Source organism: uncultured Chloroflexus sp. (assembly GCF_937951745.1).
Lineage (GTDB): Bacteria > Chloroflexota > Chloroflexia > Chloroflexales > Chloroflexaceae > Chloroflexus.
In genome coordinates this window covers 38,895-65,805 of record NZ_CALFBQ010000018.1, presented here as the reverse complement: position 1 = coordinate 65,805, position 26,911 = coordinate 38,895, and the positions used below count along the sequence as shown (strand labels likewise).

Genomic DNA, 26,911 nt, shown 5'->3' with positions numbered 1-26,911 from the left:
GGTTTGAGATGTTGCACACAAGCGCGCTTATACCATCCTCTAAGAACCTTCGCATCGTTGCGTTTATCATCCTCTGCGGCTTTGCGCCTTCCTCCATTCACATTCGTGCCAAGATTCCGCGCAACAACGCTGCAAATCGCGGCTTGGCCGCCTCACCGGCTTCGATCACCTCAATGTGATTCGCCGGCGGCCCATCGGGCAGGGCAAGGTTGGTAATCAGCGAAAAACCAAGCACACGCATCCCGCCGTGAATAGCAACGATAATCTCTGGCGCGGTAGACATCCCTACGGCGTCAGCTCCCAGCATGCGCACCATCCGAATCTCGGCGGCGCTCTCGAAATGCGGACCGCTTAACATGCAGTAGACCCCTTCGCGCAACGTGATGTTGAGATCGGCGGCAACGGCGCGGGCCAACGGTACCAGTTCATTATCAAACGCACCTACCATAGCTGGAAACCGCGGCCCTAGCCGCTCGTCATTCGGCCCGCGCAGCGGATGGTGGCCAGCCATCCCCGGCAAAAAGATCTGGTCACTAATCCGCATAATATCGCCGACCTGCCAATCGGGGCATAACCCGCCGGCGGCATTCGTGACAATCAATGTATCACAGCCGAGCGCGCGCAACACCCGCACCGGGAAGGTCACCTCTTGCATGCTGTAACCCTCGTAAAAGTGAAAGCGCCCACGCATCACCGCCACCGGCTGTCCGGCCAATAACCCAACCGCCAGCTCGCCGCGATGGCCAATCACCTTTGGCTCGTGGAAACCGGGAATATCGCGGTACGGGATCACCGCTGCGTCATCCATTTCATCTGCCAGCGCACTCAGACCAGAACCAAGGATCAAGCCAACCCGCGGTATGTGGCGCAGGCGCGGCGCAATCGCAGCGCGAGCCTGTTCGATATCGTTATACATGCGACACCTACTTGGTTATTCAACGTACAAGGACTATAACGGTTTCTCGAGTTGATTGCTATTGCGCTGGCGCTCCTCGTTGTTCATCGCATCGCCGTGCGTAGGGACAGTGCGATGCTCTCTCCCCGCGCGGCGATGCCGCCCTGCGAGCACGGAATCTATCCGCTCAGGCATCCCTGACGCTAAAACAGGCGATTGCTTCGGGGGCTGCGCCCCCGCGCAATGACAACCGGGTTGACCAACGACTAAATCCGGCTCAACAGATCGCGCTTCTTGGCCTCAAACTCTTCGGGGGAAAGAATGCCACGATCGCGGAGGTGAGCCAGTTCTTCCAGTGTGCGCTGGATATCGATCGCCCGACCGGATTGACGGCTGGGAGTGTACCCATCGGTATCAAGATAGCCATAGCCGCGATCGAGGTTATGCTTAGCTTCGAGCAGCATTCGCTTGAATTCAACCGGCGCTTCAATGCGATCCATCACGTTGGCGCCCTCGCTGCCTGATGCGGTCAAGATTTCAATCGTACCAAAATTGAAGATACGCCCCAAAATGCTCTGGCGTAGCTCGATGTCGTTGATCTTTTCGAGCGATGAATCGATCACTCGCTTATTAAACACACCGCGCACTTGCAAGACCCGCCGATCAGTAATGATGATCTGCTCGGAATTCCAGCGTAGAAAGTCGATGAATCCGCTAATGAGCACAATAATGCTGATCACGATGCAAATCAGCAGGATCAAATTACTGATACTAATCCCGCCAATCATCGCCGTTGGGTTATCGCGAAACGCCATATTTGAGGCGACGCCAGCCGCAACCAATATGGCAATTAATGTGAGTTCGGCCAAAATGTTGACAATAAGCACATAAATGTGCTGGCGGGCAACGTATAGGATTTGTTCTCCCCGCCCGAGCAGGCTTTCTACGTAGTTCATGGCCCGCCCTCCTCTGTTGTTGGCAACGTTGTAGTCATACTATCCTACCGCGACGAAAGTAGACGATCGAGAAAATCAGCAGATTTGAGATCGCGTTCCAGCAGATGGCGCAAACTGGCGCGCAGCAACTCGGCTGCTTCCCGGCGTGTCGCTGCCGAGATGCGCAATTCTTCACTAGCGGCGACTGGTTGGGCCTGAAGGTAGCGTAAGAGGCGAAAGGTCGCTTCGCTCATCGGCAAGGCAGCCGGGTCAGCCGCTCGATCACGCGGGCAGAGCACACCGCCAAGCGCCGGACTGTAGCGATCGGCTTCAGGGGTGAGCAGTTCATCGCACACCACACAGCGGTGGAGTTGTGGGCGATAGCCAAGCAAGTGCAGTAGGTGCAACTCGAAACTGCGCAGCGCTAGCTCAGGCAGAGGACTACGATCGAGCGATCCGAACGCCTCAACTAACAATTGGAACAGCGGCGGATTCTCCTCCGCTTCAGTGGTGAGGCGATCGTACAATTCGGCGACGTAATAGCCGCACCCAAGCCGCGTTAAATCGGTGCGCAGCACCGGAAAGGTATTCACAATTTGACTCTGAGTGACAATATCAAGATTACGCCCGACGGCAAGCATCATCTGCGCGTGGGTGAAGAGTTCGATATGGCCTGCGAGCCGGCTCTTCATCTTGCGCGCGCCTTTGGCGATGACCCATCGCTTCCCGGTTGGCGTAGCAATGAGTAACAGGCGGTCGGCTTCAGCCACATCGCTGCGGCGAAGGATCACCGCTTCACTGCGATAGACTCGCTCTCGCATGGATCTGGTCGCCATTGCGCGCCGTCAGGCTAGGCTGGCGATGCGCCTTGCGCGGGAATTCATTGATTGCCCGCCAGATAATGATACTCACTTGATCGTTGATCAGTTCATGACCATTGCAATTCTCTTGCACGCTGTATTATAGCCGCTCATAAGAGGCCGATCAAGCAGGTTTTCGCTTTACCACTGCACCGGTCTAGGGTACAATAATGAGCCGGTACGCTTGGCACTATCACTGCAATGCGCAAATGTAGGAACGCTCTGCGGCGTTCCTAACCGTTACGGTTAGCCCAGATGTATCTCAAACGGCTCGAAATCCAAGGCTTTAAAACTTTCGCTGCCCGCACCGTGTTCGAGTTTCAACCGGGGATTACTGCCGTGGTTGGCCCGAACGGTAGCGGCAAGTCAAATTTGGCCGACGCGGTGCGTTGGGTACTGGGCGAGCAGAGTATGGCGACGCTGCGCTGCAAACAGGCCAGCGAGCTGCTGTTTGCCGGCGGTGGCCGTCGCCCGCCCGCCGGTCTGGCCGAAGTCGCGCTGACGATTGACAATACCGACCGCTTGCTGCCGCTCGATTTTGATGAGGTGACAATCACCCGCCGCGTCACCCGCACCGGTGACAATGAGTATTTCATCAACCGCGCTCGCGTCCGTCTGCGCGATTTGCTGGCTGCAATCGAGCCACTCGGCGGTTCGTATACGATTATCAATCAGGGGTTGGTTGACGCTGCCCTCACCCTACGCCCCGCTGAGCGCCGTCGCCTGTTTGAAGACGCGGCAGAAATCGGCGGCTATGAGCTGCGCAAGGCCGAGGCCCTCCGCCGTTTGCGCGAGAGCGAGACCAATTTGCAGCGCGTGACCGATTTGCTGGCCGAGCTGGAGCCGCGCTTGCGCGCGTTGCGCCGGCAGGCCGGTCAAGCTCGCCAGTACCGCGAGTGGCAGGCCGAATTGCAGACGTTGTTGGCCCACTGGCACCATGCCCAGTGGCGCGAGGCCCAAGCCCAAGCCCAACAGGCGCAAGCGCAGGCGCAACAGGCCGATGACGAGCTGGCTCGCCGGCGCGCGGTGCAGGCTGAAGCGGCAGCGGCGGTGCAGGCCCGCCGCGTTGCGCTGCGCGAACAGCGCGAGGCGCTAGGTGCGTTGCACCATCAGGCTTCGGCGCTGCACCACCAAGCCGAGACATTGCAACGCGAGCTGGCCGTCGAGTATGAGCGGATCGCCGCTGCCGCGCGCCGCCACGACGAGCTAGAGCGGCAAATGTCGGCACTGGCGGAACAGCAGCGGCTGGCCGCGCAAGAGCGTGATCGCGTGGCTGCCGAGGCCGCGCAGGCCGCGCAAGAGGTGGCGGCAGCCCGGCGTGATTTGGCGCTGGCCGAACGCGAACGGCAGGCCGGCGAACATGCGCGGATCAGATTGGCTACCGAACTCAAGGCTGCGCAAGAGCGCGCGTTGCAAGCTGCCCGCGCCGAAGCGACGGTCGCGAGCCAGATCGAGCAGATAATCGCCCAACAGGCCCGTTTGCGCGCCGAAAGCGAACGCTTGGCCACCGCTTTGGCACAGGCTGCCGGCACAACCGGCGCGGCCCAAGCTGCCGTGGCTGAAGCGCAAGCTGCGCTGGTCGCCGCTGAACAAGCGTATCAGGAGAACACAGCGGCGGTACAAGCCGCGCGCCAAGAACTCGATCGCCTGCGCGCGGCCCGCGCCGCCGCCGACGAAGAGCGCGCTACCCGCCGCCACACACTAGCCGAACGTGAAGCCCGCCTAGAGGCACTTATCCGCCTTGCCCGCTCGCATGCCGGTGCGTTTGCCGGTGTTAAGGCGGCGTTGGAATGGGCCGAACGCAACGGCCGCACCGGCTTTACGCTGGTGCAACAGATCATCCGTGTGCCCGCCGAATTGGAAACCGCGATCGAAGTTGCGCTTGGCGCGCGCCTGCAACACATCGTGGTCGAACAGTGGCGCGATGCCGAAGAGGCGATTGCCGAATTGCGCCGCACCGGCGTCGGTCGGGCTACCTTCTTGCCGCTCGATACGCTGCGCCGGCCCAGCAGCGATTCCCGCCGCCCTGCCTTCTCGGCGCAGGTAATCGGCGTCGCTGCCGAGCTGGTCGAGTACGATCCACGCTATGCCGTGGTGGTCGCACAGTTGCTTGGCCGCACACTGGTTGTCGCCGATTTGGCGACCGCCCGCGCCGAGCTGCGCCATTTGCCGTCCGGCTGGACAATTGTCACGCTTGCCGGCGAGCAAGTGCAGAGTGGTGGCGCTGTCACCGGCGGCGCTCCTACCCGTGAGAGCGGCGCGTTGCGCCGTGAGCGCGAGCTGCGCGAACTGCCAGAACAGGTTGCGGCGGCGCGAGCCGCGCTTGAGGCGATTGACCGGCAGCGCGTCGCGCTCGATCAAGAGTTGCAGTCGGCTACTACCCGCCTGCGCAGCGCCGAGCACGCCGAACGTGAAGCGCAGCGCCGACGTGAAGCGGCCCGCAATGCGCTCGATCAGGCCCAACGCCGCACCCGGCAAGTGGAACAAGAACAACAATGGGTGATGGCGCAACAAGAGCGGCTGGGGCAAGAGTTAGCAACGCTCGCCGAACAGTTGACCGCCTTGCACGAACGCCAAACCGGTTTGCACGCCGAACGCGCCGCTGCTGAAGCAGCTCTCACCGCAGTGCGCGAACGGCAAGAGCAGCAGGCTAGCGCTGATCGCGCCAGCCAAGAGCGGTTGGCCAACCTGCGCGCTGCACTCAGCGCCGCCGAAAGCCGGCAGGGCATGCTCTCTGAAGTGCTCGCCGGCCACGAACGCACGCTCGCCAACCTCGTGCGCCAGCGCAGCGAACTGGAAACCACGCTACAGGCATTGCGCGACGAGCGCACCCAACGCGAAACGGCATATGCGGCGGCACTGGCTCGTCAGCAGCAATTGCTGGCCGAACTGCACGGCCTGCAGGCGCAGATTGAGCCGGCGGAAACCGAATTGGCTGCCGCCGAAGCCGAATTGGCTCGCCTCGAAGCCGCTGAAGCGCAAGCTACTACCGATCTATTAGCCGCCGAAGCCGCCCATAGCCGGTTGGCCCGCGAAGCGCAACGCGCTGCTGACCGCCTTGAAACGCTCTTCGAGCGGGCCGTCGCCGATGGTATTGACCTGACCGCACCGCCTCCCGCCAACGATAGCCCACCGTTAGCCGAACTGCCGGCAGCGATTGAAGCGTTACGCAGCCGCATCATCCGCCTCGGCACGGTCAACCCGCTGGCACTGGAAGAGTATGAAGAGGCCAACAACCGCTCTGCCTTCCTCACCGCGCAAGCCGATGACCTCCGCGCCGCCAGCGCGACTCTCCACCAACTTATTGATGAACTCGATCGCGCGATGAACGACCGCTTCCAGCACACCTTTCAAGCCGTCGCCGCCGAATTCAGCGCCACCTTCCAAGAACTGTTCGGCGGCGGCAGCGCCCGCCTTGAGCTGATCGAGACCGATCTCGACAGCAGCGAGAGTAATGGCAAACGCCCCCAGCAAGGCGTCGAGATTATCGCCCGCCCGCCGGGCAAACGTCCGCAAAACATTGCCCTGCTCTCCGGCGGCGAACGCACACTCACCGCAGTGGCGTTGCTCTTCGCGATTTTGAAAGTCAATCCGAGCCCATTCTGTATTCTCGACGAAACTGACGCTGCGCTCGATGAGAGCAATGTGGGCCGGTTTCGCGAGATGTTACAACGCCTGACCGATCGCACTCAATTCATCGTGATCACCCATAATCGTGGTACGATTGAAGTAGCCGATACGCTTTACGGAGTGAGCATGGGTGACGATGGCGCTTCGCGGGTAGTCTCGTTGCGCGTGGAAGAGTACGTGGGGGAAGAGGCATGATCCATGCTGCCGAATTGGCCGACCTCTTGAGCGGGCGAATCGGATCGTTGACGATCACGCCTGATGGCGCATTGCGCCACGACGATCCCCCGCCGGGAGCGATCTTTCCCGGCAGCTTCAACCCGCTTCACGCCGGGCATCTGGGGTTGCAACGAGCAGTGGTGGTGATGACCGGCCAGCCAGTGCATTTCGAGCTGACGATACGCAATGCTGACAAAGGCGAGTTGCCGCTGGCCGAGATTGAACGGCGCGTCGCCCAATTCCGCGGCAAGCATTATGTCATTCTCGCTGCTGCGCCGCTCTTCGTGCAAAAGGCGCGCCTCTACCCCAGACGTGCCTTTGTGCTGGGGTACGATACCGCGCTGCGGCTCGTCGATCCGCGTTACTACGGCAGCGCCGAGGCGATGTCAGCCGCCTTCGCTGCCATTGCCGCCGCCAACTGCCGCTTCTTCGTCGCCGGTAGGCAGATCGACGGGCGGTTTCACACGCTTGCCGATCTCACCTTGCCGGCGGGGTACGAATCGCTCTTCATCCCGGTGCCCGAACACCTCTTCCGGCATGACATCTCTTCGACCGAATTGCGCGCAAAAGCGGTGCAAGAACAACCCTAACCTAGACGCAACGTGTGGTAAAGTAGTGACACAGCGTTGCTGTGTCCTACCCAAGAAACATAGCAACGCTGTACCCCTACATTCCACACCAACGGAGCACCCGTATGACCCGGCCTTCGGTGCGTGAAATGCATGAAGCGCTCGAAGCGCAAATCCTCTCGCCATACGCGGCCAAGAGCGCCGATGCCGTGCGCGACCGGCCCGAACCGCCCTGCCCGATTCGCACTGCTTACCAACGCGACCGTGACCGCATCTTGCACTCGAAACCGTTTCGCCGGCTCAAACACAAAACCCAAGTCTTTATCGCCCCCTTGGGCGATCACTACCGCACCCGGCTCACGCACACGCTGGAGGTCACGCAGGTGGCGCGCACCGTCGCCCGCGCATTGCGCCTCAACGAAGACCTGACCGAGGCGATCGGTCTCGGTCACGATATTGGTCATGCGCCGTTTGGTCACGCTGGTGAAACTGCGCTCAGCCGGATCTGTTCCAGCCACTTTCGCCACAACGAACAATCGCGCCGGATTGTCGAAGTGCTGGAACAGCACGGCGAAGGGATGAACCTTACCTATGCCGTGCGCGAGGGGATCTACATGCACTCCAAGGGGCGACGCGACATCACTGCCAAAGCGTGGGGCACCGCCAGCACCCTCGAAGGCCAGATTATCAAACTCTGCGATAGCGTGGCTTATATCAACCACGACATTGACGACGCTATTCGCGCCGGCATTCTGCGCACCGAAGACCTGCCCGCCGATTGCATCGAGCTGCTCGGTGACAGCCACAGCAAACGCCTTGCCACCATGGTCGGCGATATGATCGAGCATAACTGGTGGGCAACCGGCGAAGGCGTTCCGCCTGACCCGCCATTGATCTCGATGAGTCCGACCATCTTGGCTGCCACCAACAAGCTGCGCGATTTTCTTTACCAAACTGTCTATTGGCGGTCAGAAGCGAAAGCGGAAGATGAGAAGGTGCGTTTCATTATTGAAACGCTCTACACCCATTTTATGCGCCATCCCGAAGAGCTGCCCGCTGAGTTGATGGCGATTATCGAACGGCGGGGCGAGCCGGTTGAACAAGCGGTCATTGATTATATCGCCGGTATGACCGACCGGTACGCATTGACCGTATTCAAACGCATATTTATCCCGCGCACGTGGGGCGGGTAACGGCTGAGATGCACGGTCGTGCGTCTCCTTGATACCGTCTACGATAACCATCACGACCATGGCATTCACAGCATTGGCACCATGAGCGTCATCGACGAAATCAAAGCCAACATCGACATCGTTGACCTCATCAATTCGATGGGGGTAGGACTGCGGCGCAGTGGGCGCAGCTTTGTCGGTTTTTGTCCATTTCATCCCAACAGCCGCACCCCCGCCTTCCACGTCTACCCCGACACCCAGAGCTTCTACTGCTTTGGTTGCCACGCCTCTGGCACGGCCTTCGATTTCGTAATGCGCAAACAGGGCCTCGATTTCAAAGGGGCTTTGGAGTTATTGGCTGAACGGGCCGGCATCCGGCTCGAACCCAAAAATGACGCCCAACGCCAAGAAGACGCACGCCGGGCGCGGCTGCTAGAGATCAACGGCGTCGCTGCTCGCTATTTCAACTATGTGCTGCTCAACCTCAGTCGCGGCGCTCCCGGTCGCGAATATGTCGCTCGCCGCGGCATCAACCAAGAGGCGATTGATGCCTTTCAGATCGGCTATAGCCTCGACGACTGGGGCCACCTCTTTACCTATCTGCACGACAAAAAGGGCTATAGCGTCGAAGACATTATCGCCGCCGGTCTCGCCATCCCCGGCGAGCGTGGCCCGTATGATCGCTTTCGCAACCGCATCATCTTTCCCATCCGCAACGCGCGCGGCGAAGTAATCGGCTTTGGCGGCAGAGCATTGGGTGACGCCCAACCCAAGTATCTCAACACGCCGGAAACCCCGCTCTTCAAGAAGAGCGAGGTGCTCTACGGCCTCGACCTCGCCCGCGACGCCATCCGCGCCACTAATCGCGCCATCGTGGTTGAAGGGTACGTTGATGTCATTACCGCCCATCAACACGGCTTCCGCAACGTAGTGGCGCCGCTCGGCACGGCGTTAAGCAAAGCGCATATCAACCAGCTCAAACGCCTAACCGACGCCGTTTATCTAGCGCTTGACGCCGATGCTGCCGGCCAGAAAGCGACCTTGCGCGGTCTCGAAACTATCCGCGCCGCTACTGAAGAGGAGGGCGAGGGCCGGATAGTGACAACTGCCCAAGGCATTGTGCGACTCGAAAACGATGTCACCATTCGCATCATCAGATTGCCGGCGGGGCGCGATCCCGACGAGGTGATCGCTGCTGACCCCGCACTCTGGCAACAGTTGGTTGAGGAAGCTGCGCCGGTGATGGATTTTTACCTCGAAGCCTACACCGCCGGCCTCGATATGCACGATCCGGCCCAACAGCGGCTGGCGCTTGAGCGGATCATCCCGCTGCTGAGTGAGCTTGACGGCGCGGCTCAGCGCGTCTACGTAGCCCGCGCTGAGCAAATGACCGGCGTGCGCAGCGAGCTGATCGTCGATCTGCTGCGGGCGCGAGTGCAACCGGCTCGGCGCAACGAACGAGCGCGCCGCAATAGCCCGCCGCCACCCCCGCCGCCACCCGCACCGGCGCCGATTGCTGCCTCGCCACTCGACGAGCGTCGCCGCAAGACCGAAGCCTACCTGCTGGCGCTGGCGCTGCGCTACCCCAGCGTCAATGTCGCGATTGAAAAACTGCTCGAAGAGTACAATGCCCGCTGGCGCGAGGCAGGCGAACTGTTCGGGGCCGGTTTGGAAGACCTGCTCGAAGAGCCGTTGCATCAAGCGATTTGGCGCGCTTACCTTGCCACCCCGCTCGAACTGCGCCCCACCGATGCCGAGAGTTTGCAGGCGTGGGTTGAAACCCTTGGCGAACCGCTCACCAGCGAAGCCCAAGCATTGATCGCGACGCTCAACCGCCGGCCCGACGACGTGCGCTACCGCCACGAAGCTGAACAATGCGCTCGCATCTTGCGTAAAGCACAGGTGATGGCTCGCATCCACCGTTACAACGAACGCCTACGCGAACTCGACAACGAGGAAGAGATTCAGCGCATCTTGCACCACATTCGTGAATTGAGTACCTACGCCGAACAGATCACCCAACCCCGCCGGTCGAGCACCTTCCCCGATCTGCGCGATCTCTTAGGACAAGGATAAACTCTGGTGCAGATGCGGTTTACAGCAGCGGGCTTCGTAAACCAAGCCCGGCCCTAAAGGGCCGGGCTGAAGCGTAGCCACCAAGAGCTACAAAAGATACGAAAACACTCGCATGGGTTGCGTCTGGTTGTGGCCTTTGCTCACCAATCCCTTCTCCCTCTCTCCCGCCGGGAGAGGGGGTAAGGGGGTGAGGGCCGCCACTTATGACGCCGGCTTGGCCGGAGTCGCCGCATGAGCGTTCTCGTTCACCGCCACTTCCAACGGCAAGTTGAGCGGATTCTCGGCCTGAATCTTGATCTCTTCGGGATCGATGCCGGGAGCCGCGCCGCCGAAGGTGGTATCGGCATTCATCTCTTTGCGCTGCTTCATCGCCGCGATCTGCTCCGGCGTCAGCACGCGCGACTCGTCAAAGCCGAGATCGATCTCGAGCTGGGCACCACGCATGTGGATGCGACCAAGGTCATAGAAGCGGCGAGTGACGGTGGTCTTCATAAAGGCGCGCAAACAACCGAGCATGTAGCGCCGCTTGAACGGATCCTTGATAAACGGGTACTCAAGGAAGGCCTTGCGCATATAGAAGCGGGCATAGTTGCGCAACACACCCTTGAGCACATCTTCGCGATCCATCAGCTCAGGCTTCATAATCGGCGTCACGAAGTTGTACTTTGCATAGTCGCGCACCTCGACCTTATCACCCAGCTCTTCAAACAGCTCGGCAAACGGCCACGGCGTGTACATATTCCAGTTGGCCATATCCGGCTTCCAGTCGAGCACGTAGCGATAGGTCTCTTCGATCGTCTCCGGCGTCTCATTCTCCATGCCCATAATGAACTGGGCCTCGGCCACCATGCCGTGCTTCTTAATCAGCTCGATCGCGCGCTTATTCTGCTCGATCGTCGTCTGCTTGCGGAAGCGGTCAAGGTTCATCTGAGCAGCAGCCTCGGTGCCGAGCGAGATATGCACCAACCCGGCGGCGCGCCAGAGCGGCAACTGCGCTTCATCACGTAGAATGTCGGTCACACGGGTGTTAATGCCCCAGTAAACCGGCAGTTTGCGCCGTACCAGCTCTTCGCAGAGCGCGGTGAACTTCTTGCGGTTGATGGTCGGCTCTTCATCGGCCAGAATGAAGAAGCCAATTTGATGCTCGCGCACCAGCGTCTCGATCTCATCAACAAACTTCTGCGGGCTGCGAGAGCGATAGCGCCGCCAGAACTTCCACTGCGAGCAGAAGCGGCAGGTGAAGGGGCAGCCGCGGGCGAAATTGGGCACGGCCACCCGCACATTGAGCGGCACGTAGATATAGCGCTTCCAATCGTAGAGGCTCCAATCCGGGGTGAGCTTGTCGAGATCGGCGATCGGATCACGGGCCGGCGTCGCCACCACCTTGCCGTCCTCGAGGTAGGCAATCCCCTTGATGTTGGCCCGGTCGCGCCGGTCGGTGCCGGCCTCAATCGACTGCATCAGCTCGACGATAATCTCTTCACCCTCGCCGCGCACAATGTAGTCGATCCATGGCGCCTCGGTTAAGACCTGACCATACATGAAGGTCGGGTGAATGCCGCCAAGAATGAGACGAGCATTCGGCACTTCTTCACGCGCGATCTGCAACGTCTCTTGCGCCTTGTAGATCATCGGCGTGATCGCCGTGGCCATCACCACATCAGGCCGATTATGGCGCAAGATCAGGCGCAATTGCTCATTGGGCAGATCTTCCGTCATCGCATCGACGAAACGCAGGTTGTTGAAGCCTGCGGTGCGCAATGCGCCGCCGATGTAGGCGACCCAGCTCGGCGGCCAGTTCCCAGCAATTTCAGCCCCACCGGCATGGTAGTTCGGCTGGATCATCATGATCCGCATGCGTGGCCTCTCTTCCTTTCTGACGACCAAGTCTGAACTACAACAACGCAAAGACAAACGAAATCGACGCCCCCGGATTACCCCTCACGTGATACGGCAAACGTGCAGCGCGGCGCACCCATAGCCCGGCATGCCACCTCGCGCACACGGATCCGATCGCTCACTACCCGTCGCAACAAGCCTTCAAACGCCGCCCGGTAGTAACTGCACACCGGCTCGGCAGCCTGCACTCCACGAGCTTCCACGCTATTGGCCAGCGTCAACTGCCATTGTGGCCGTAACGTATAGCCAAATTGCCCGCTGCCGGCGAACGTCCACGCATGTTTGGCAATGGCTGGAAGAAAGATACGCAACGCCAACCCCACCGGCAAGCGCGGTAAGAGCAGCCTGATTAGTGCCGGTACCCGGTTCGTCGCCACATAGTTCGCGGTGAGTTCGCCCGAACGGTCAAGCACTCGCATCGCCGCCGGCATCCCTAGCCAGTCGCGCAAGTCACGGATCATCGCGCCAAATTCGCTCTCGGCCAGCATGTGGTCGGGCATCGTTTCAAGGAAATGGCCTCGCCCACTGCGACGCAGCCAAGCTGCGGTGGTCTCGGCGCCATACTGCTCGCGTAAGGCCGCGATGGTCTGGATGATCGAATTTGGCCCGATCCGGGCAACTTCAGCGACGTGTGCTACATCTTGCATACTATGCCCACTGACATTGTTTGAAATGTCAACGTATGCAATAAATGTAACATCTTTACCCGATTTTGCCGGTTGTAAGTCATTCACTCAGGGTAAAAACTGGGTAAACAAAGGTGTGCAGATGACGGGCAACGTAGTGACATACGGTAGCGATGCAGCGGCGCTGTGTCGCTACGACGCTCCGCCTCCCTCCACACAGGCTATGATCGCGCGTTGGGGTTCGATAGACGGGCGCTGGGGATGGAAGAGGACGAGAAATTCGACGTTCCCCGCCGGGCCGGTAATCGGCGAGCGGGTGAGGCCAGCAGGGTTGAGCTGGTGCGTCGTTGCAAAGGACAGAATATCGTGGATCACCTGCGCATGCACCGCCGGATCGCGCACCACACCGCCTTTGCCCACGTGTTGCGGTCCGGCTTCAAACTGCGGCTTAATCAGCGCCACAATCCACGCGGTTGGTGTGATGAGTCGCTGTACTGCCGGCAAGACGAGCCGCAGCGAGATGAAGCTGACATCGATCACGGCGCAATCGACCAGCACGCCACCAGGCAGCGCGGTGAGGTGGCGAATGTTGGTGCGTTCGAGCGCAACCACCCGTGGATCGGTGCGCAGCCGGTGGTCGAGAATGCCATAGCCGACATCAACCGTAAACACCCGCGCCGCACCGCGTTGCAACAATACGTCGGTAAACCCGCCGGTGGAAGCGCCAACATCGATCGCTGTCAACCCTGCCGGATCAAGCCCAAACTGATCTAGCGCATGCGCGAGCTTGAAGCCACCGCGGCTGACGTAGGGCAAGCCGCCACGCACATCAATCTGGGCGTCGAGAGGTACCATCGTGCCGGCCTTGGTCTGCACGTGGCCGTTGACCAGCACCTGCCCGGCCATGATCAGCGCCTGCGCCCGCGCGCGCGTCTCTGCCAGACCAAGCTCGACTAGCAGCGTATCGAGACGTTGGCGGGCCATGCTACTCTTCTCGGCGCAATTCAACTTCAAGGCGGGTAATTTCGTCTTCCAACTCAGCCACCATCGCCCGCAACCAGTCAGGCGGCGGATTGTGCGGATCATGCAGTTGGGCGCGCAACATGCGCAATTGGTTGCGACGCAGCCGCAACTGCTCACGAATGGTCGCCTGCCGATCGACCGGCGCCGGTGCTGGCGGCAATGGTTGGCCGGCCAGATAATCGTTCACCAGCTCGGTCATGAAGTCATCCAGCTCGATACCGCGCTCGCGGAGCAGCCAGTAAAGCTGGTCGCGTTGCACCTCGGTAAGCCGGATGCGAGTTGGAATGGTGTAGTGTCCACTCATAGCACACGCATTATACCGTATCTTGGGGCACGTAGACGCACTCCTATCTTGATGGGACACCCGCCCTCCGTGGAATTGATCTGACGATCGCTGCTGGGGAAAAGGTAGCGTTGCTGGGAGTGAATGGAGCCGGCAAGAGCACGCTCTTGCTTCAGCTCAACGGGACGCTTCGCCCATCAAGCGGCACGATCGTGGTCGACGGCCTGCCCGTGACGTCATCGAATCTCGGTCAGATTCGGGCACGGGTAGGATTGGTCATGCAACATCCCGATGATCAGCTCTTCTCACCAACCGTCGGTGACGATGTTGCGTTTGGACCGCGCTATATGGGTCTGGCACCGGCCGAGGTTGACCGGCGTGTCCGGCAGGCATTGCAGGCGGTCGGGATGACCGGCTATGAACAGCGTCCACCCCACCGGCTCAGCCTCGGTCAGCGGAAACGGGTGGCCTTGGCGACGGTGCTGGCCATGCAGCCGAGCGTGCTGGCGCTTGATGAGCCTTCCGCCGGTCTTGACCCACGCGCCCGTCGCGAATTGAGCACCCTGCTCCGTACCCTACCGCAAACGATGCTCGTCGCAACCCACGATCTGGCACTGGTCACCGAGGTATGTCCGCGCGTGATCGTGATCGCGACGGTCGCGTGATAGCCGATGAAGCAACCTCCTCACTCCTCACCGATCACGATCGCCTCATGCAGTACGGATTGATCTAACCACCATGCGCTTCCCCTGCCACCGCGGCCTATGGGGAAGCGCGAACTGCTGCCAACAGCGTCCCCGCTACATCAAAGGCCGCCATTGGCGCAGTTGGGTGAAGAACCGCAAGACCATCTCGGTATGCAGTGGAAAGGCTAGCTCAGCCGGCGCAGTGATAATGACCCGATCAGCAGCTTCGCTATTGGGGAGAAAGACTGGTAGATCCTCGCTGCGCAGTTGCGGCCCGATCCCAAACACGAGCAGATAGCCATCGGGAGTGCTGCGCGCAGCAAAATCGCTGACCAACGCCGGATCAATCTCTATCCCAGCCTCTTCGTACAGCTCGCGGGCGGCTGCGTCTTGCCAACGCTCTCCCATCTCGATAAAACCGCCGGGTAACGCCAACTGCCCCCGGCGCGGATGCGCCGCCCGCCGGATCAGCAAGAGTCCATCATCAACTGGCTGCAACAACAAGACCACTGGCAAGGGATTGCGATAGGTTGTGCTACCACAGTGAGAGCAAATGCGGGGCCATGACTGATGTTCGGCAAACGGATGGCCGCAGAATGAACAGAACGAATACTGGCGATACATGACTTCCTGCGCAACGAGCGACGGATCCAACAAGATTTGTAGTATAACATAAAAAATGACGCTGCGCTCCGTCATTGGCCCGCTCTTCACGATCCCACCGGACGCTGCCACGCTTGTGAAGCGGCTATCGCTTCCATGACCGGCTGATCCGGCTGATGCAAACACTGATCGAAGGCAGCGCGCAGCGCGGTTTCATCCATCGCTCCCGGCACACCAATAAACACCATCTGAGTCTGAGGCGACTGGTCACCCCACGGCTCACTCACCGTCACATGCACCCGCGTCCCTACCACCTGCAAGACGGCGCGCCGCTGGGGAACTTCGACCAGATAGACCACCCCTTTAGCGCGGAAAATGGCCGGCGGTAAGTTGAGAATGGTTCGTCGAAACGCATTGAGCGTAAACGGACGGTCACAGACGTAATGCCACGTGGCGAATTCGGCGCCGTGGTCATGGTGGTGGTGTTCGCTATGATCATCTGCCGCAGGATCATGCTCTTCGCTCTGATTGGTGACAGCAACAAAGTGTAGCGCTGCGCGCTGCTGAAAGCGGCCTACATCTAGCACAAGCGACAACGGTACGTCACCATATGTCGCCGGCAAGATTCGCGCCTGTGGCACGATCCGGCGCACCCACTCTTCGATGCTGACCAGTTGATCAGGCGTAACCAAGTCAACTTTGTTGAGTACAACTATATCAGCAGCACTAATCTGTTCGACAATCAGCGCCTCATAGTCCGGCTGCTGGCGCACATAATCGGCGTCAACAACCGTGATCACGCTATCGAGACGGAAATATGGGCGCAGTTCAGGCATGAGAAACGTATCGGCCACGGCCCATGGATCACTCACCCCGCTCGCCTCAATAATAAGATACTCCGGCGGTACTGGCCGATCTAAGAGTTGCAATGCCGCGCGCAGCAGATCATCGCGGATGGTGCAGCAAATACAACCGTTGGCCAGCGCAATCGTATCGCCTTCAAGCCCAACCACCAACTGGGCATCAATATTGATCGCGCCAAAATCATTCACCAGCACCGCCGTGCGCAAACCGTGATCGGCGTGCAGAATCCGGTTGAGCAAGGTGGTTTTGCCAGAGCCAAGGAAACCGGTCAGAATCGTCACTGGAACTGGATGGGCAGACATTTCCATGCGGGTTCTCCTTACCCACGCCGGCGAGGGCGGCAGCAAGGGCAATCGAGACCGTGCCTCACCTGTGCCACGTGAGCCGGGGTCGCGTAGATCGGTTCTGGCGCGCGCCGGACATAACACGTGCTGGTGACGCGCAAGCAAAGCCCGTGGCAAACCGGACACTCGACCGGATCATCAGCGCGCCACATCGGGCGCAGCTCCTCTAACTCTATCTCGCATTCAGGGCACTCATAGACGTACAGTGGCATCGCAACCTACCGGTGAACACAGCAACAAGACATATGAGACAATATATCATCTTTATTCGTCGTTGTCAAAGCGCGCTATGCGCTTTGACCTATCACCTCTCTACGCGCACACGCTTGTGCGCAGAGATGGCAATCCGCAGGGCGGAGGCGTGCCAACTGTTGCACCATCTATCGCTAGCAGATAATTTGTCGCAACAACTACAACCCCGCAATTATTTTACCTTGCCAGTAGTATTATTTGTGGGATAATACCCTTGTATACAATTTGCACATACCCTGCAAGGAGCAATATTATGTCAATATACCAATTCACGGCCCAACGGATCGATGGCACGATGCAGTCGCTGGCCGACTATCGCGGTCAAGTGCTGCTGATCGTCAATGTCGCGAGCATGTGTGGGTTATCGCCGCAATACGCTGGCCTTGAGCAACTCTACCGCCGCTATCGCGATCAAGGTTTCAGCGTGCTCGGTTTTCCCAGCAACCAATTTATGCAAGAGCCGGGCAACAATGAATCGATTGCCCAATTCTGCGAGCGGACGTATCAGGTCACCTTTCCGCTCTTCGCGAAGGTTGACGTGAACGGCCCTCATGAGCATCCGCTCTTCACCTATCTCAAAACTCAACAACCGGGATTGTTTGGCAGCACCGCGATCAAATGGAACTTCACCAAATTTCTGGTTGACCGCAACGGCAAGCCGCGCCGGCGCTACGCGCCGACCGATCTGCCGTCAATGATCGAAGACGACATTGTGGCCTTGCTGCGCCAACAACCCGCGACAGTGAGCTGAACGACCTCTGTCCGACTGCCCATCCTCCGTCAAGGCGTAGCTTTGCTACGCCTTTCTTCATGTAGTGAACGCCCAAGCTTATCATCTGTAACTACTGTATTCCTTATCTTGGTCACAAATCAACCACACGATACGCCTCTATGCGGTACGATAGAACATAACAACATGCAAACCCATGGCAGCCTTCTAGCGACACAACTACTGGCTCATTGCTTCAGAAAGCGTAACGGTCATGAAAACGGTATATGGCGTTGGCGCCGTCGTGTTCCGGTCGCAACCTGATCAAACAATTGAAATCTTGTTGATTCGGAAGCGTAAAGGTTTTTGGTCACTCCCAAAGGGCAAACTTAAAGTAAACGAACCACCGCGCAAGGCGATAGTGCGCGAGGTGTATGAAGAGACCCACGTTATCGCGGAAGTCATTGATCTGATTGGCAGGACTGATTACCTGATCAATGGGCCGCGAGGAACGCAGCGCAAGCTGGTTGATTACTATTTGCTGCGCGCGATCAAAGGTTGCGCCCGGCCAACCGGAGGGAGTGAGCAAATCATTGCCGCCGAGTGGGTGCCGTTAGCGGAAGCCATCGAGCGCATCCAACGTCCCCGGTTGCGCGCTGTAGTGCGCGTAGCGCAATCGTGGTTTAGTTGCTAAGATTTGCACGAAGAATTTCCATGTAATTCATGCCTTATGCACAGAGCCGGCCTTAAGAGCGGCGTGCTATAATAAAGTGGCATAGAGAGGAAGGATGGCACGTATGGATGAGATCGCTGCCACCCAACTTGCCCGCCGCGTTGATGATCATCGGCAAACTATCGCTGAGCGTGTTGCCGCCCGGCTGTTACGCGCATTTCCCGAACTGACGCACACCTTGCGCTTAGAAGAAAACTACGGCCCAATCGAACGTATGGCAGAAGTAGCTGTGCGCCCTCTCAGCGATTTGATCCGGGCAATGCTCTTGTTTGACGCCCTTGAAATTGCTGAAACCGAATTGCGCTGGGCCCGTGGCGTCTTGCCACGCTGGGGAGTGTCATATGAACATACGACAGCGATGATCCGCTGGTATTTTGAGGAGCTTGGCCGGTTACCGCTCTCTCCATCCGAACGAGTAGTAGCCACTGAAGTGGAGCAGCACCTCTTGAACTTAATGGTACGCCTTTACCGCACAGCAGAGCCAAATCAGCGTGCAGTCACCGCGTAGATCAGCAACAATTCCTTTGTGAAATGAAGCAAGGGGCGACAAAAACGTCGCCCCTTGTCATTGTCTGCTACGATGACCAAATTAATTGGTGACAATCAGCTTACCTTGCATCAGTGGATAATGGCCGGGTACCGTACAGATGTAGATATAGGTGCCAGCTGCTGGCGCAGTAAAGGTGACTTCCACCGTCTCATTGCCATTGGCCAGCGGCGACTCAGCTAGAACATTGCTCTTGTCAGCCGGCAAGTAGTTTGCTGCCGGGCCAGCCGTCAGACCGGCATTGACAATCGCTGCCGCTTCAGCATCGCCACCCTTGACCAAGATCCAGTTGTGCTGCTGCACCGCTGAGTTGTTCTTGAAGCGCAGCGTCACCGTCTGGCCAGCAGCAACCCGCAACTCGGTCTTATCATACGCCAATTCTTCACCTTTCGAGCCGATCTCTAACGTGACCGGCCCGCTGCTCTGACCGCCACCGCTCGAACCGCCACTGTTCCCACCGCCGCCACAGGCGACTAACACCATTGCAAGCGCAGTCAGAACGGCGAACGCTATCATGCGTAACCAGATTTTCATTGCTGTGTTCCTTCCTTGCGGTATCTATCACAAAATTGCACCGCTCAATTTATACCACTATTCCAACCATTGTCAAGCAGATTAGAGCATATGATCTAGAGTTTGTATTGATAGAAGCTATTCTTGATCGTCATAACGGCGAGGCCGTGGATCACGCCGGCGACTATCGGGTGTCGATTGATCCGTTCGTTCCGAACGACGCTGGGATGACTGGTCGGTATTTGAGCTACGCCGGGATGGCGGTTCACGGCGTGCTTGATTACCACCCCGCCCCGCCCCTCGCTCGTCACTCCGGCTGCGCGGCGGGCGCTCCTCACGCCATCCCCGCCCCGACCCCCGCTCGTCACTCCGGCTGCGCGGCGGGCGCTCCTCACGCCATCCCCGCCCCGACCCCCGCTCGTCACTCCGACTGCGCGGCGGGCGCTCCTCACTACGCTCGCGGGGCACAGACCGCTCTACCCGTTGCGCACGTGGGGCACGTTCTGATGCAACTGGTGATTCGCGCACTGCCTCTGCCGATCCACTCCCACGCCACGCCGCCGGCACAGACTCCCTAGACCGTTCCGGCACCGACCAGCGTGTAGGAATGTGGGCGCGGAGCGCAGCGACCTCTTCGTCGGTTAGATGCCGCCATGCGCGCGGTGGCAAATCACCGAGCTCCAACTCGCCTTCACGCACCCGGATCAGGCGCAGCACCTCATAGCCCAAGAGCTTCGCTACCGCGCGAATCTGGCGTTTACGCCCCTCGCGCAACACAATCCGCACCCAGACCCCCTCCGGCACCGTACCAATCAACTCAACCCACGCTGGCGCCGTCATCTCGCCATCGAGCAACACGCCATTCCGCCAACTCCGCAGCGCATCAGGCGTTAATGCCCGATCTAACAACACCCGATACTCTTTTTCAACCTCAAAGCTCGGATGGGTCAGAGCATGGGCTAGTTCGCCATCATCAGTGAGGAGAATCAACCCTTCACTATCGAGATCGAGTCGGCCAACTGGAAAGACACGCGCCGGCACATCAACGAGATCGACAACTGTTGGACGACCGTGGGTGTCTTCCGCCGTTGAAACCACTCCGGCCGGTTTATGAAGCATAATATAGGTGCGCTTGGCCGGCATCCGCAGTGGCTGACCATCAACCAACACCTCGTCGTGCTCAAGATCAACACGCGTACCGGGTACAGTGACCACCCGGCCATTTACCATCACCCGTCCCGCAGCGATCAATTCTTCACAATCGCGTCGTGAAGCGATGCCGGCGCTAGCCAACACTTTTTGCAATCGTTCAGGACTCACAGATAGCCTTTCTTTCTCATCCAAACCAGACTGTGAATAACGTTCTTTACTCAACGCTCATCATCTTCCCATCGAGAATCTGCCACTGTTCGGGCTAGATGGGAAAGGATACGAACATATTGGGAAACGGGCTTCACAGACCGTAACCAGCATTTGCGCGACGCGGCGAAGAATCAGCTTTTGCCACCGATGGTTGCTAGAAATGACATCAACCATCGTTTGACAGTATACCATACCGATTTTCGCCGCCTGAGTCAGGGTACAATAGAGTTGAACAACCAACAAGCTACCCCTACCAATGGAACAGCAAACCTCCAGTCAACTCTTTCGGCCTTACGTACCCGCAGCCCTGCGCGATGCGCTTGGTGCCGGCCTGCTCCGTCCGGGGCAAGTACAAACCTACCACGCAACCATTCTGTACACTGATTTGAGCGGATTTACCCACTTAACTGCAATCTTTGCCACCCTCCCTGACGGAGCCGAGCGGCTGCATAACATTTTGCGCAACTACTTCGAGACCATGATTGCAACCATTGCCGCCAATGGCGGTGACGTAATCCACATCGCTGGCGACGCCTTCACCGCGTGGTGGCCCAACATCAATGATCCCGCACTCGCTATTCACTGTGGGTATGCGTTGCATAACGCTATCGCCGCCCTTAATCCAATCATAACGCCTGCCGGACCGTATAATCTCGAATTGCGCGTTGGGGTGAGCGTTGGACCAGTCCATCTCGCCTTGGTAGGCATCCCGAATCAAGGCATCCATCCCGTCTTGATCGGCCAACCGATCAACGCAGCGAGTCTGGCCGAACAACAAGCGCAACCGGGCGAGGTGAAATTGCTCATAATGAATAGCCAGCCTGCACCAGTGGTCGAGTATCAACCGCCAATTGATGCACCCATCTTGACGTGGGAACACTTTCTGCCACCGAGCTTTGCCCGCCGCCTCCGCCTCAACACACTCGTGGCCGAATATCGCTGGTGCGTTCCGGTCTTTGCCGCCTTTGATCTGCCTGAAAACCCGATCGAACTGCAACCATTAGTGATGCAAGCGCAATCAGTTGCGATGCGGTGGGGCGGATGGTTGAACGAGATTGAGGTTGGGAACAAAGGCGCCGTTATGGTCTTTCTCTTTGGCGCACCGGTTGCGCACGGCGATGATACTAGCCGCGCAATCGGCTGCGCGCTTGAGCTGCGCGACCGGGGGGTGATTCGGAAAGCGGGCATCACTGTTGGTTCCCTCTTCGTGGGTGAAGTCGGCAGCCGGCTCCGCCGCGTATACACCGCGCAAGGCGAAGATATGAATCTTGCCGCGCATTTCATGGAACATGCCGCCCATGGGGAGATTTTGGTTTCAGGGCGGGTGCGGCAAGACACGGTTGGCCGCTACCGCACCAGCCCGCCGCAACTGATGAGTATCAAGGGGTACGATCGCAATATTCCCGCGGCCACAGTGCTTTCCGATCGCATACGCACTGACGAACGCGGTTCGCATGCGTTGCGTGCCGCCTTGCCCAGTCATATCACCCTGATCGGACGTGCCCAAGAACGTCTGATGATCGATCAGATTATTGATCGATCAAGCTATCACAGCAATATCTTGCTTATCGAGGGCGAGACAGGTATTGGCAAATCAACACTGTTGTACTACCTTAGTTTGGAATGGCTCAAGCGAGGGCGTCACGGCTTTCGGGGCGAATGCCACAGCGGCACTCAAGAACGCCCCCTCCACCCTTGGCGTGCGATTGTTGGCGATTTATGCGACATTGACGATCATGCGCCAATGCATGTGCGCCGCGTGCGCTTGCAACAGGCATTGATCGATCTGCCAACGGCCTTGCCCCATCAAGTAGCCGCGCTAACACGGCTCCTCGACGTGGAAGGATTTCCACCGCCGGCAAAGCTGATCGACCTTGCCCCATTAGTGGTCGAACTACTGTTAAACCGGCTGAAACGCGAACCCATCTTGATCATACTTGAGGATGTCCATTGGGCCGATCCTGAATCGTTACGGTTGCTCCAAAAGATTATCGACACACTGACGCCGCATTTACCATTGTTAGTCGCACTCTCATATCGCCCCTTGCCGGAACATCTCGTGCCGTTCGTCCAATCATTGCGCCAACTCCCGTTTACAACCTATCATCTGCTCGAGCGGCTGCCGGTCGCCGACCGGGCAAATCTCATTTGCGAACTGATCGGGGTACGCACAATTGACCCTCGTCTTCTTCAGTATCTCGAACGATATGCAGCCGGACAACCGCTCTTCATCAAAGAATATGTGCGACTCTTATTGCAAAAGGGACTGATTGCGATTGAACACGATGAGGCGCGCCTGCTCGGCCCGCTTCCGCACGTCCAACTCTCCAGCTCGGCGATTGGCATTGTGCAAGCTCGGATCGATCAAATGGACGAACGCACCCGTCTGACTTTCAAAGTTGCTGCGGTGATTGGGCGTAGTTTCCCATTCCGCTTGCTACATCACATCCACCCCGCACGTATCAATGAAACCGAACTGCAACACGATTTGGAAACGCTCGCTCGCTATCAACTCATCGAAACCGAGATGGCCGATCCAGAGCCGGTATACCGCTTTAGTTTCGGGATTGCTCACGAAGCCGCCTACACAAGTCTGCTTTTTGCGCAACGGCGCGAACTGCATCAAGCCATTTACCATTGGTATGCGACCGCATATTATGCCGAATTAGCCCAGCGTGAAGCTCCGCTCGCTGTATACGATGTCATTATCCACCATGCGCGGCGCGCCGAACTATGGCCGGAGGTCATTGAGCATTGCCAGCAAGCTGCTCTAATCAGTGCGCGCCGTTCTCTGTTCAACAGCGCGTTACGCTATATCGAACAAGGCATTGGCTTACCGGGCTATGTCGAACGCCGCGCCGAACTCCTTGCCTTGCGGATGTTGCTCAACGATCGCACTGGCAATCATCTGCACCAAAGCGAAGATTTCGCGCTCTTGCAAAGCTTGTTGCGCGAGCGCGATCAACCGCATATCACTGCCATCGCGGCAGTATTACACCTGCGCCACATCCTCATCAGCGGGGCATTACACCTCTTTGATGCGCATCTCACCTATGCCCAAATGCAAGTCGATCGGCTCAGTCACCACAATGCCCTGCTCAGCCGCCTGTTGCAGGCCAACATCTGGCTCATCAAGGCCCAAGGCTTAGCGCTCAAGCGTGAAGAGCGGGAAGCCCTCACCCTCCTCCAACGGGTTGACCGGCTCTGCGCGATGTTGGTGCGCCAATCAACCCCGGATCACGCTGTCGCAAGCCTCATGCCCATCGAGAATATCGCCGCGCAAAGCCACGAACTGCAAGGCTGGATCCTCTTTGAAATGGGCACGTTTCAACAGGCGCACCAGCGCTTTCAGCGGGCAAGTGCGCTTGCTCGCACGGCCAATGATTGGATCGTCGAAAATCGCGCATTGATCGGGCTGTGTCACATGATGCTGGCCGGTAATCAGCTCGATGAAGCCGAGCGCCAATTACAGCAGGCATTACACATTGCACGCTCGATTGGTGATCGCTATGGGCAGGTATTAGGGCTGCGCACACAGGCACTCTTGCACGCAAACCGTCAAGATGGCGCGACAGCGCGCAGCCTGATCTGGCAAGCCATCGCCATTGCCAGCAGCTCGCGCATCGCCATTCTCGAAATCGCGCTCGTAAATCAGCTTGAAGGGCTAATCAGCGAGTTGGAACAACGTGATGACATTGCAGAGGATTGAAGACGGGACGGCAACCGGCCTCTTAAACATCACTCTAGGGAAAGAATGCCTGCCACCAACGCTGCCAGTTAGGCGGCGGCGGCGGCAACGGGACAGGAGACGGCACTGCCGCCGGAGCCGTGGCCAGCGCAACCTCCGGCGCCCGTTCCGGCACGATCACGACATCACCCTCACGGGCCAATCCCAGATCGCGCGCCCAAGTTTCTGCCGCGGCATCTGAGCGTTCGTACTCAAGCCGCGCCTCTAGCGCCTGCGTCGTCGCTTGCAAACTGGCCACTTGGTCGTTAGCAGCCGCCAACTCACGCTCAAGATGGCGCGCAATGACCAATTGATTCACTAGATTCACCGCCATCCCGCCAGTCATAATCAGCAGCATCGCAATCAGCGCCAATGAGGCTAGCGTGCGTCCGTTACCGGGAAACGTCGCGACCAGCCAGCGCCGCACCCGACCACGCAGCATTGCCCAACTGCGCCGGAGGCCAATCATGAGAGTTGCAGGTGACGAGGGTTGGCGAGAGCGTGGCATACGAAGGTGTTTGCGCGGGAACGCTAAGCTATGCTTTCCCGCGCGCAATCAACCGCAAGCGTTTACGACTCAGACGATGACCGTGATTCACGGGGCGCTTCCAACAGCAATGGCTCTTCGATATTGGTCGTCATCGAGCTCTGGCCGCGGAAGAGACCACCCGGCTCAATATGCAAGGCAGCAGTGGTAATATCACCCCAGACCTTACCGGTCGGCGAGATTTCCAACTGTTCGAGCGCGGTAATTTGGCCTTTCACCGCGCCTGACACATGCACATTCCGCGCCTTTATTGTCGCAATTACCCGCCCTGTTTCACCAATGATCAGATTGCCGACAACCTCAATATCGCCTTCCACCGCGCCATCGATGCGGACATTACCCTCGGCATTGAGCGTGCCGACAAAGCGAGTATTGGCTCCGATCACCGTCTCTGGCCGGCCATTGACCATTGGTTGCGGTTGAGCGGATTTGCGATTAGTACCAAACATGCGCGCGATCCTCCTCCACATAGCCGGCCACCTGTATCTACAAGCATTTGTACGTAAGAGGCCGGAAGACTGCCCGATCATGATCGGGAAATCGTTGTTGCCATTATAAACGATACTGCCAGTCGGGGCAACGGCTAATTATGGCGCAAGCCGCTCACGCTGCCAACCGGCAGGGGTGCGCGTATAACAGAGCCGGTCGTGCAGACGCGATGGCCGCCCTTGCCAAAACTCAATCCGATCGGGGATCACCCGATACCCGCCCCAAAAGGGCGGGCGCGGCGGTTCTTGCGCGGCAAACCGAGCTGTCACCTCGGCAACGCGCTGTTCGAGTTCGGCGCGGTTGGCAATGGGCCTGCTCTGGGGCGAGGCCCACGCCCCGATCCGACTTTCGAGCGGACGAGTAGCGTAGTAGGCATCCGATTCCTCAGCGCTGATTTGCTCGGCGTAGCCTTCAACCCGCACTTGCCGTTCGAGTTCCGGCCAGTAAAAGACCAATGCCACCGCCGGATGCGCCGCTAACGCCCGCCCTTTGCGGCTCTCGTAATTGGTGAAAAAGACGAAGCCACGCTCATCAATCCCTTTGAGCAAGACCATCCGCGCCGAGGGTCGCCCATCGGGATCAATGGTCGCCAGCGTCATCGCGTTTGGTTCGATAAGGCCAGCTTCAGCCGCCTCGCGCAGCCAGCAGGTAAACTGAGCAATCGGGTCAGTGTCCGCTTCGCTTTCCGATAAGCCGCGTTGCGTGTATTCCTTGCGTAATTCGGCCAGATTCATCAATGTACTCCATTTGCACAAGAACGATGGCTGACATACAATAGCGCCGATGATGAACAACAGCGCCGCGATTTACGTTGCCCATCATGATAACGCTGCCGTTGCGACAGCGCTGGCCGCTATTCTTGCCGAACAGGGATGGATTACGGTTGACCTCCCGCCGCATGCGATTAGCGGCATTATTATGATACCTGATAAAACCTCCCGCCACTTTTTCATTGCGCCCGCCACCCAAGGGTGGGTCGCAATCTGGGAAGATCCCCGCTATTTTGCCGACCGGAATCTTGCCCGCGCCTTGGCGGTCCGGCTGCATACCCGTAGTGTCTGGATTGAAGTCGGCGGCAATGGCGTCAGTTGGGCGCGCGGCTTGTACGACGGCGACACCGTTTGCGAAGAGCGGTTTGAAGCCGTCGAAACCACCTTCTACGGCGAGCGCGGCGTCGTTCATCTCGTCTTTGATCCCGACCCATTGCCCGAAGAATGGATCGGCCAATTAGGGCTACCGTATCCCGAACTCCACTATGAAGCGATTCTGGCTGGCACAATACCGCCGACCGGGCCACCGTTGCACCTTGCCGTGCAACGTCGCGCCGACGCCGCCCGGTAAGCGGCTATTC

At 58.7% G+C, this 26,911-nt stretch carries 25 protein-coding genes; 10 read left to right on the top strand and 15 right to left on the bottom strand.

What is annotated here, in order from left to right; genetic code table 11:
- Positions 1–97: 97 nt before the first annotated feature.
- From Q1A59_RS05700 to recO, 3 genes are all read right to left on the bottom strand, one after another.
- Positions 98–916, bottom strand: coding sequence for a purine-nucleoside phosphorylase (locus tag Q1A59_RS05700; RefSeq protein WP_298404860.1), 819 nt, complete (start codon positions 914–916; stop codon positions 98–100).
- Between the two features lie 245 nt (positions 917–1,161).
- Positions 1,162–1,851: a PH domain-containing protein gene (locus tag Q1A59_RS05695; RefSeq protein ID WP_298404858.1), complete on the bottom strand. Its 690-nt coding sequence runs from the start codon at positions 1,849–1,851 to the stop codon at positions 1,162–1,164.
- Positions 1,852–1,895: 44 nt separating this feature from the next.
- Positions 1,896–2,651 (bottom strand): DNA repair protein RecO, encoded by a 756-nt coding sequence (gene recO, locus Q1A59_RS05690; protein ID WP_298404855.1) that lies wholly within the window; start codon positions 2,649–2,651, stop codon positions 1,896–1,898.
- Between the two features lie 294 nt (positions 2,652–2,945).
- On the opposite strand from recO, the gene smc reads away from it, so the two are divergent.
- From smc to dnaG, 4 genes are all read left to right on the top strand, one after another.
- A complete protein-coding gene (smc, locus tag Q1A59_RS05685) occupies positions 2,946–6,515 on the top strand; it encodes a chromosome segregation protein SMC (protein WP_298404852.1) in 3,570 nt (1,189 codons plus the stop codon).
- Positions 6,512–7,126 (top strand): hypothetical protein, encoded by a 615-nt coding sequence (locus tag Q1A59_RS05680; protein WP_298404849.1) that lies wholly within the window; start codon positions 6,512–6,514, stop codon positions 7,124–7,126. The genes smc and Q1A59_RS05680 overlap by 4 nt, the downstream gene beginning before the upstream one ends.
- Positions 7,127–7,230: 104 nt before the next feature.
- The gene (locus Q1A59_RS05675) at positions 7,231–8,298 is read left to right on the top strand and encodes a deoxyguanosinetriphosphate triphosphohydrolase (protein ID WP_298404847.1); all 1,068 of its coding nucleotides are present in this window, start codon (positions 7,231–7,233) and stop codon (positions 8,296–8,298) included.
- Positions 8,299–8,316: 18 nt separating this feature from the next.
- Positions 8,317–10,353 carry a DNA primase gene (gene dnaG, locus Q1A59_RS05670; protein WP_298404843.1) on the top strand — a complete coding sequence of 679 codons (2,037 nt, stop codon included), beginning with the start codon at positions 8,317–8,319 and terminating at the stop codon, positions 10,351–10,353.
- Between the two features lie 201 nt (positions 10,354–10,554).
- Here the strand turns inward: dnaG and bchE are convergent, their stop codons facing one another.
- The 4 genes from bchE to Q1A59_RS05650 all read right to left on the bottom strand — a co-directional run bounded on the left by bchE (position 10,555) and on the right by Q1A59_RS05650 (position 14,205).
- On the bottom strand, positions 10,555–12,210 hold the full coding sequence (bchE, locus tag Q1A59_RS05665) for a magnesium-protoporphyrin IX monomethyl ester anaerobic oxidative cyclase (RefSeq protein ID WP_298404841.1): 1,656 nt from the start codon (positions 12,208–12,210) through the stop codon (positions 10,555–10,557).
- Between the two features lie 77 nt (positions 12,211–12,287).
- Positions 12,288–12,899 carry a bacteriochlorophyll 4-vinyl reductase gene (gene bchJ, locus Q1A59_RS05660; RefSeq protein WP_298482189.1) on the bottom strand — a complete coding sequence of 204 codons (612 nt, stop codon included), beginning with the start codon at positions 12,897–12,899 and terminating at the stop codon, positions 12,288–12,290.
- 171 nt (positions 12,900–13,070) lie between these two features.
- On the bottom strand, positions 13,071–13,862 hold the full coding sequence (locus Q1A59_RS05655; protein ID WP_298404835.1) for a TlyA family RNA methyltransferase: 792 nt from the start codon (positions 13,860–13,862) through the stop codon (positions 13,071–13,073).
- Position 13,863: 1 nt separating this feature from the next.
- The gene (locus Q1A59_RS05650) at positions 13,864–14,205 is read right to left on the bottom strand and encodes a hypothetical protein (RefSeq protein ID WP_298404833.1); all 342 of its coding nucleotides are present in this window, start codon (positions 14,203–14,205) and stop codon (positions 13,864–13,866) included.
- Positions 14,206–14,279: 74 nt separating this feature from the next.
- On the opposite strand from Q1A59_RS05650, the gene Q1A59_RS05645 reads away from it, so the two are divergent.
- On the top strand, positions 14,280–14,849 hold the full coding sequence (locus Q1A59_RS05645; RefSeq protein ID WP_366949930.1) for an ABC transporter ATP-binding protein: 570 nt from the start codon (positions 14,280–14,282) through the stop codon (positions 14,847–14,849).
- A gap of 135 nt (positions 14,850–14,984) precedes the next feature.
- Here Q1A59_RS05645 and Q1A59_RS05640 read toward each other — a convergent pair whose 3' ends face one another.
- The 3 genes from Q1A59_RS05640 to Q1A59_RS05630 all read right to left on the bottom strand — a co-directional run bounded on the left by Q1A59_RS05640 (position 14,985) and on the right by Q1A59_RS05630 (position 16,893).
- Entirely contained in the window at positions 14,985–15,494 is a 510-nt protein-coding gene (locus Q1A59_RS05640) for an NUDIX domain-containing protein (protein WP_298404831.1), read from the bottom strand.
- 86 nt (positions 15,495–15,580) lie between these two features.
- On the bottom strand, positions 15,581–16,645 hold the full coding sequence (locus Q1A59_RS05635) for a GTP-binding protein (RefSeq protein WP_298404829.1): 1,065 nt from the start codon (positions 16,643–16,645) through the stop codon (positions 15,581–15,583).
- 11 nt (positions 16,646–16,656) lie between these two features.
- Entirely contained in the window at positions 16,657–16,893 is a 237-nt protein-coding gene (locus tag Q1A59_RS05630) for an FmdB family zinc ribbon protein (RefSeq protein WP_298404826.1), read from the bottom strand.
- Between the two features lie 293 nt (positions 16,894–17,186).
- On the opposite strand from Q1A59_RS05630, the gene Q1A59_RS05625 reads away from it, so the two are divergent.
- From Q1A59_RS05625 to Q1A59_RS05615, 3 genes are all read left to right on the top strand, one after another.
- Positions 17,187–17,684, top strand: coding sequence for a glutathione peroxidase (locus Q1A59_RS05625; protein WP_298404823.1), 498 nt, complete (start codon positions 17,187–17,189; stop codon positions 17,682–17,684).
- A 232-nt stretch (positions 17,685–17,916) separates the two neighbouring features.
- Positions 17,917–18,336 carry an NUDIX hydrolase gene (locus Q1A59_RS05620; RefSeq protein WP_298404820.1) on the top strand — a complete coding sequence of 140 codons (420 nt, stop codon included), beginning with the start codon at positions 17,917–17,919 and terminating at the stop codon, positions 18,334–18,336.
- 103 nt (positions 18,337–18,439) lie between these two features.
- Positions 18,440–18,883 carry a hypothetical protein gene (locus Q1A59_RS05615; RefSeq protein WP_298404817.1) on the top strand — a complete coding sequence of 148 codons (444 nt, stop codon included), beginning with the start codon at positions 18,440–18,442 and terminating at the stop codon, positions 18,881–18,883.
- Between the two features lie 81 nt (positions 18,884–18,964).
- Here Q1A59_RS05615 and Q1A59_RS05610 read toward each other — a convergent pair whose 3' ends face one another.
- On the bottom strand, positions 18,965–19,456 hold the full coding sequence (locus tag Q1A59_RS05610; RefSeq protein WP_299644275.1) for a plastocyanin/azurin family copper-binding protein: 492 nt from the start codon (positions 19,454–19,456) through the stop codon (positions 18,965–18,967).
- Positions 19,457–19,573: 117 nt separating this feature from the next.
- A complete protein-coding gene (locus Q1A59_RS05605) occupies positions 19,574–20,755 on the bottom strand; it encodes a pseudouridine synthase (RefSeq protein WP_298482193.1) in 1,182 nt (393 codons plus the stop codon).
- A 298-nt stretch (positions 20,756–21,053) separates the two neighbouring features.
- Here Q1A59_RS05605 and Q1A59_RS05600 point away from each other — a divergent pair, with 298 nt between their 5' ends.
- Entirely contained in the window at positions 21,054–24,506 is a 3,453-nt protein-coding gene (locus Q1A59_RS05600) for an AAA family ATPase (RefSeq protein ID WP_298403512.1), read from the top strand.
- 34 nt (positions 24,507–24,540) lie between these two features.
- Here Q1A59_RS05600 and Q1A59_RS05595 read toward each other — a convergent pair whose 3' ends face one another.
- The 3 genes from Q1A59_RS05595 to pdxH form a co-directional block, all read right to left on the bottom strand.
- On the bottom strand, positions 24,541–24,993 hold the full coding sequence (locus Q1A59_RS05595) for a septum formation initiator family protein (RefSeq protein ID WP_298403513.1): 453 nt from the start codon (positions 24,991–24,993) through the stop codon (positions 24,541–24,543).
- A gap of 101 nt (positions 24,994–25,094) precedes the next feature.
- The gene (locus tag Q1A59_RS05590) at positions 25,095–25,520 is read right to left on the bottom strand and encodes a polymer-forming cytoskeletal protein (RefSeq protein WP_298403514.1); all 426 of its coding nucleotides are present in this window, start codon (positions 25,518–25,520) and stop codon (positions 25,095–25,097) included.
- Between the two features lie 138 nt (positions 25,521–25,658).
- Positions 25,659–26,297 carry a pyridoxamine 5'-phosphate oxidase gene (pdxH, locus tag Q1A59_RS05585; protein WP_366144837.1) on the bottom strand — a complete coding sequence of 213 codons (639 nt, stop codon included), beginning with the start codon at positions 26,295–26,297 and terminating at the stop codon, positions 25,659–25,661.
- Positions 26,298–26,343: 46 nt separating this feature from the next.
- Here pdxH and Q1A59_RS05580 point away from each other — a divergent pair, with 46 nt between their 5' ends.
- The gene (locus Q1A59_RS05580) at positions 26,344–26,901 is read left to right on the top strand and encodes a hypothetical protein (protein ID WP_299644270.1); all 558 of its coding nucleotides are present in this window, start codon (positions 26,344–26,346) and stop codon (positions 26,899–26,901) included.
- Positions 26,902–26,911: the final 10 nt, after the last annotated feature.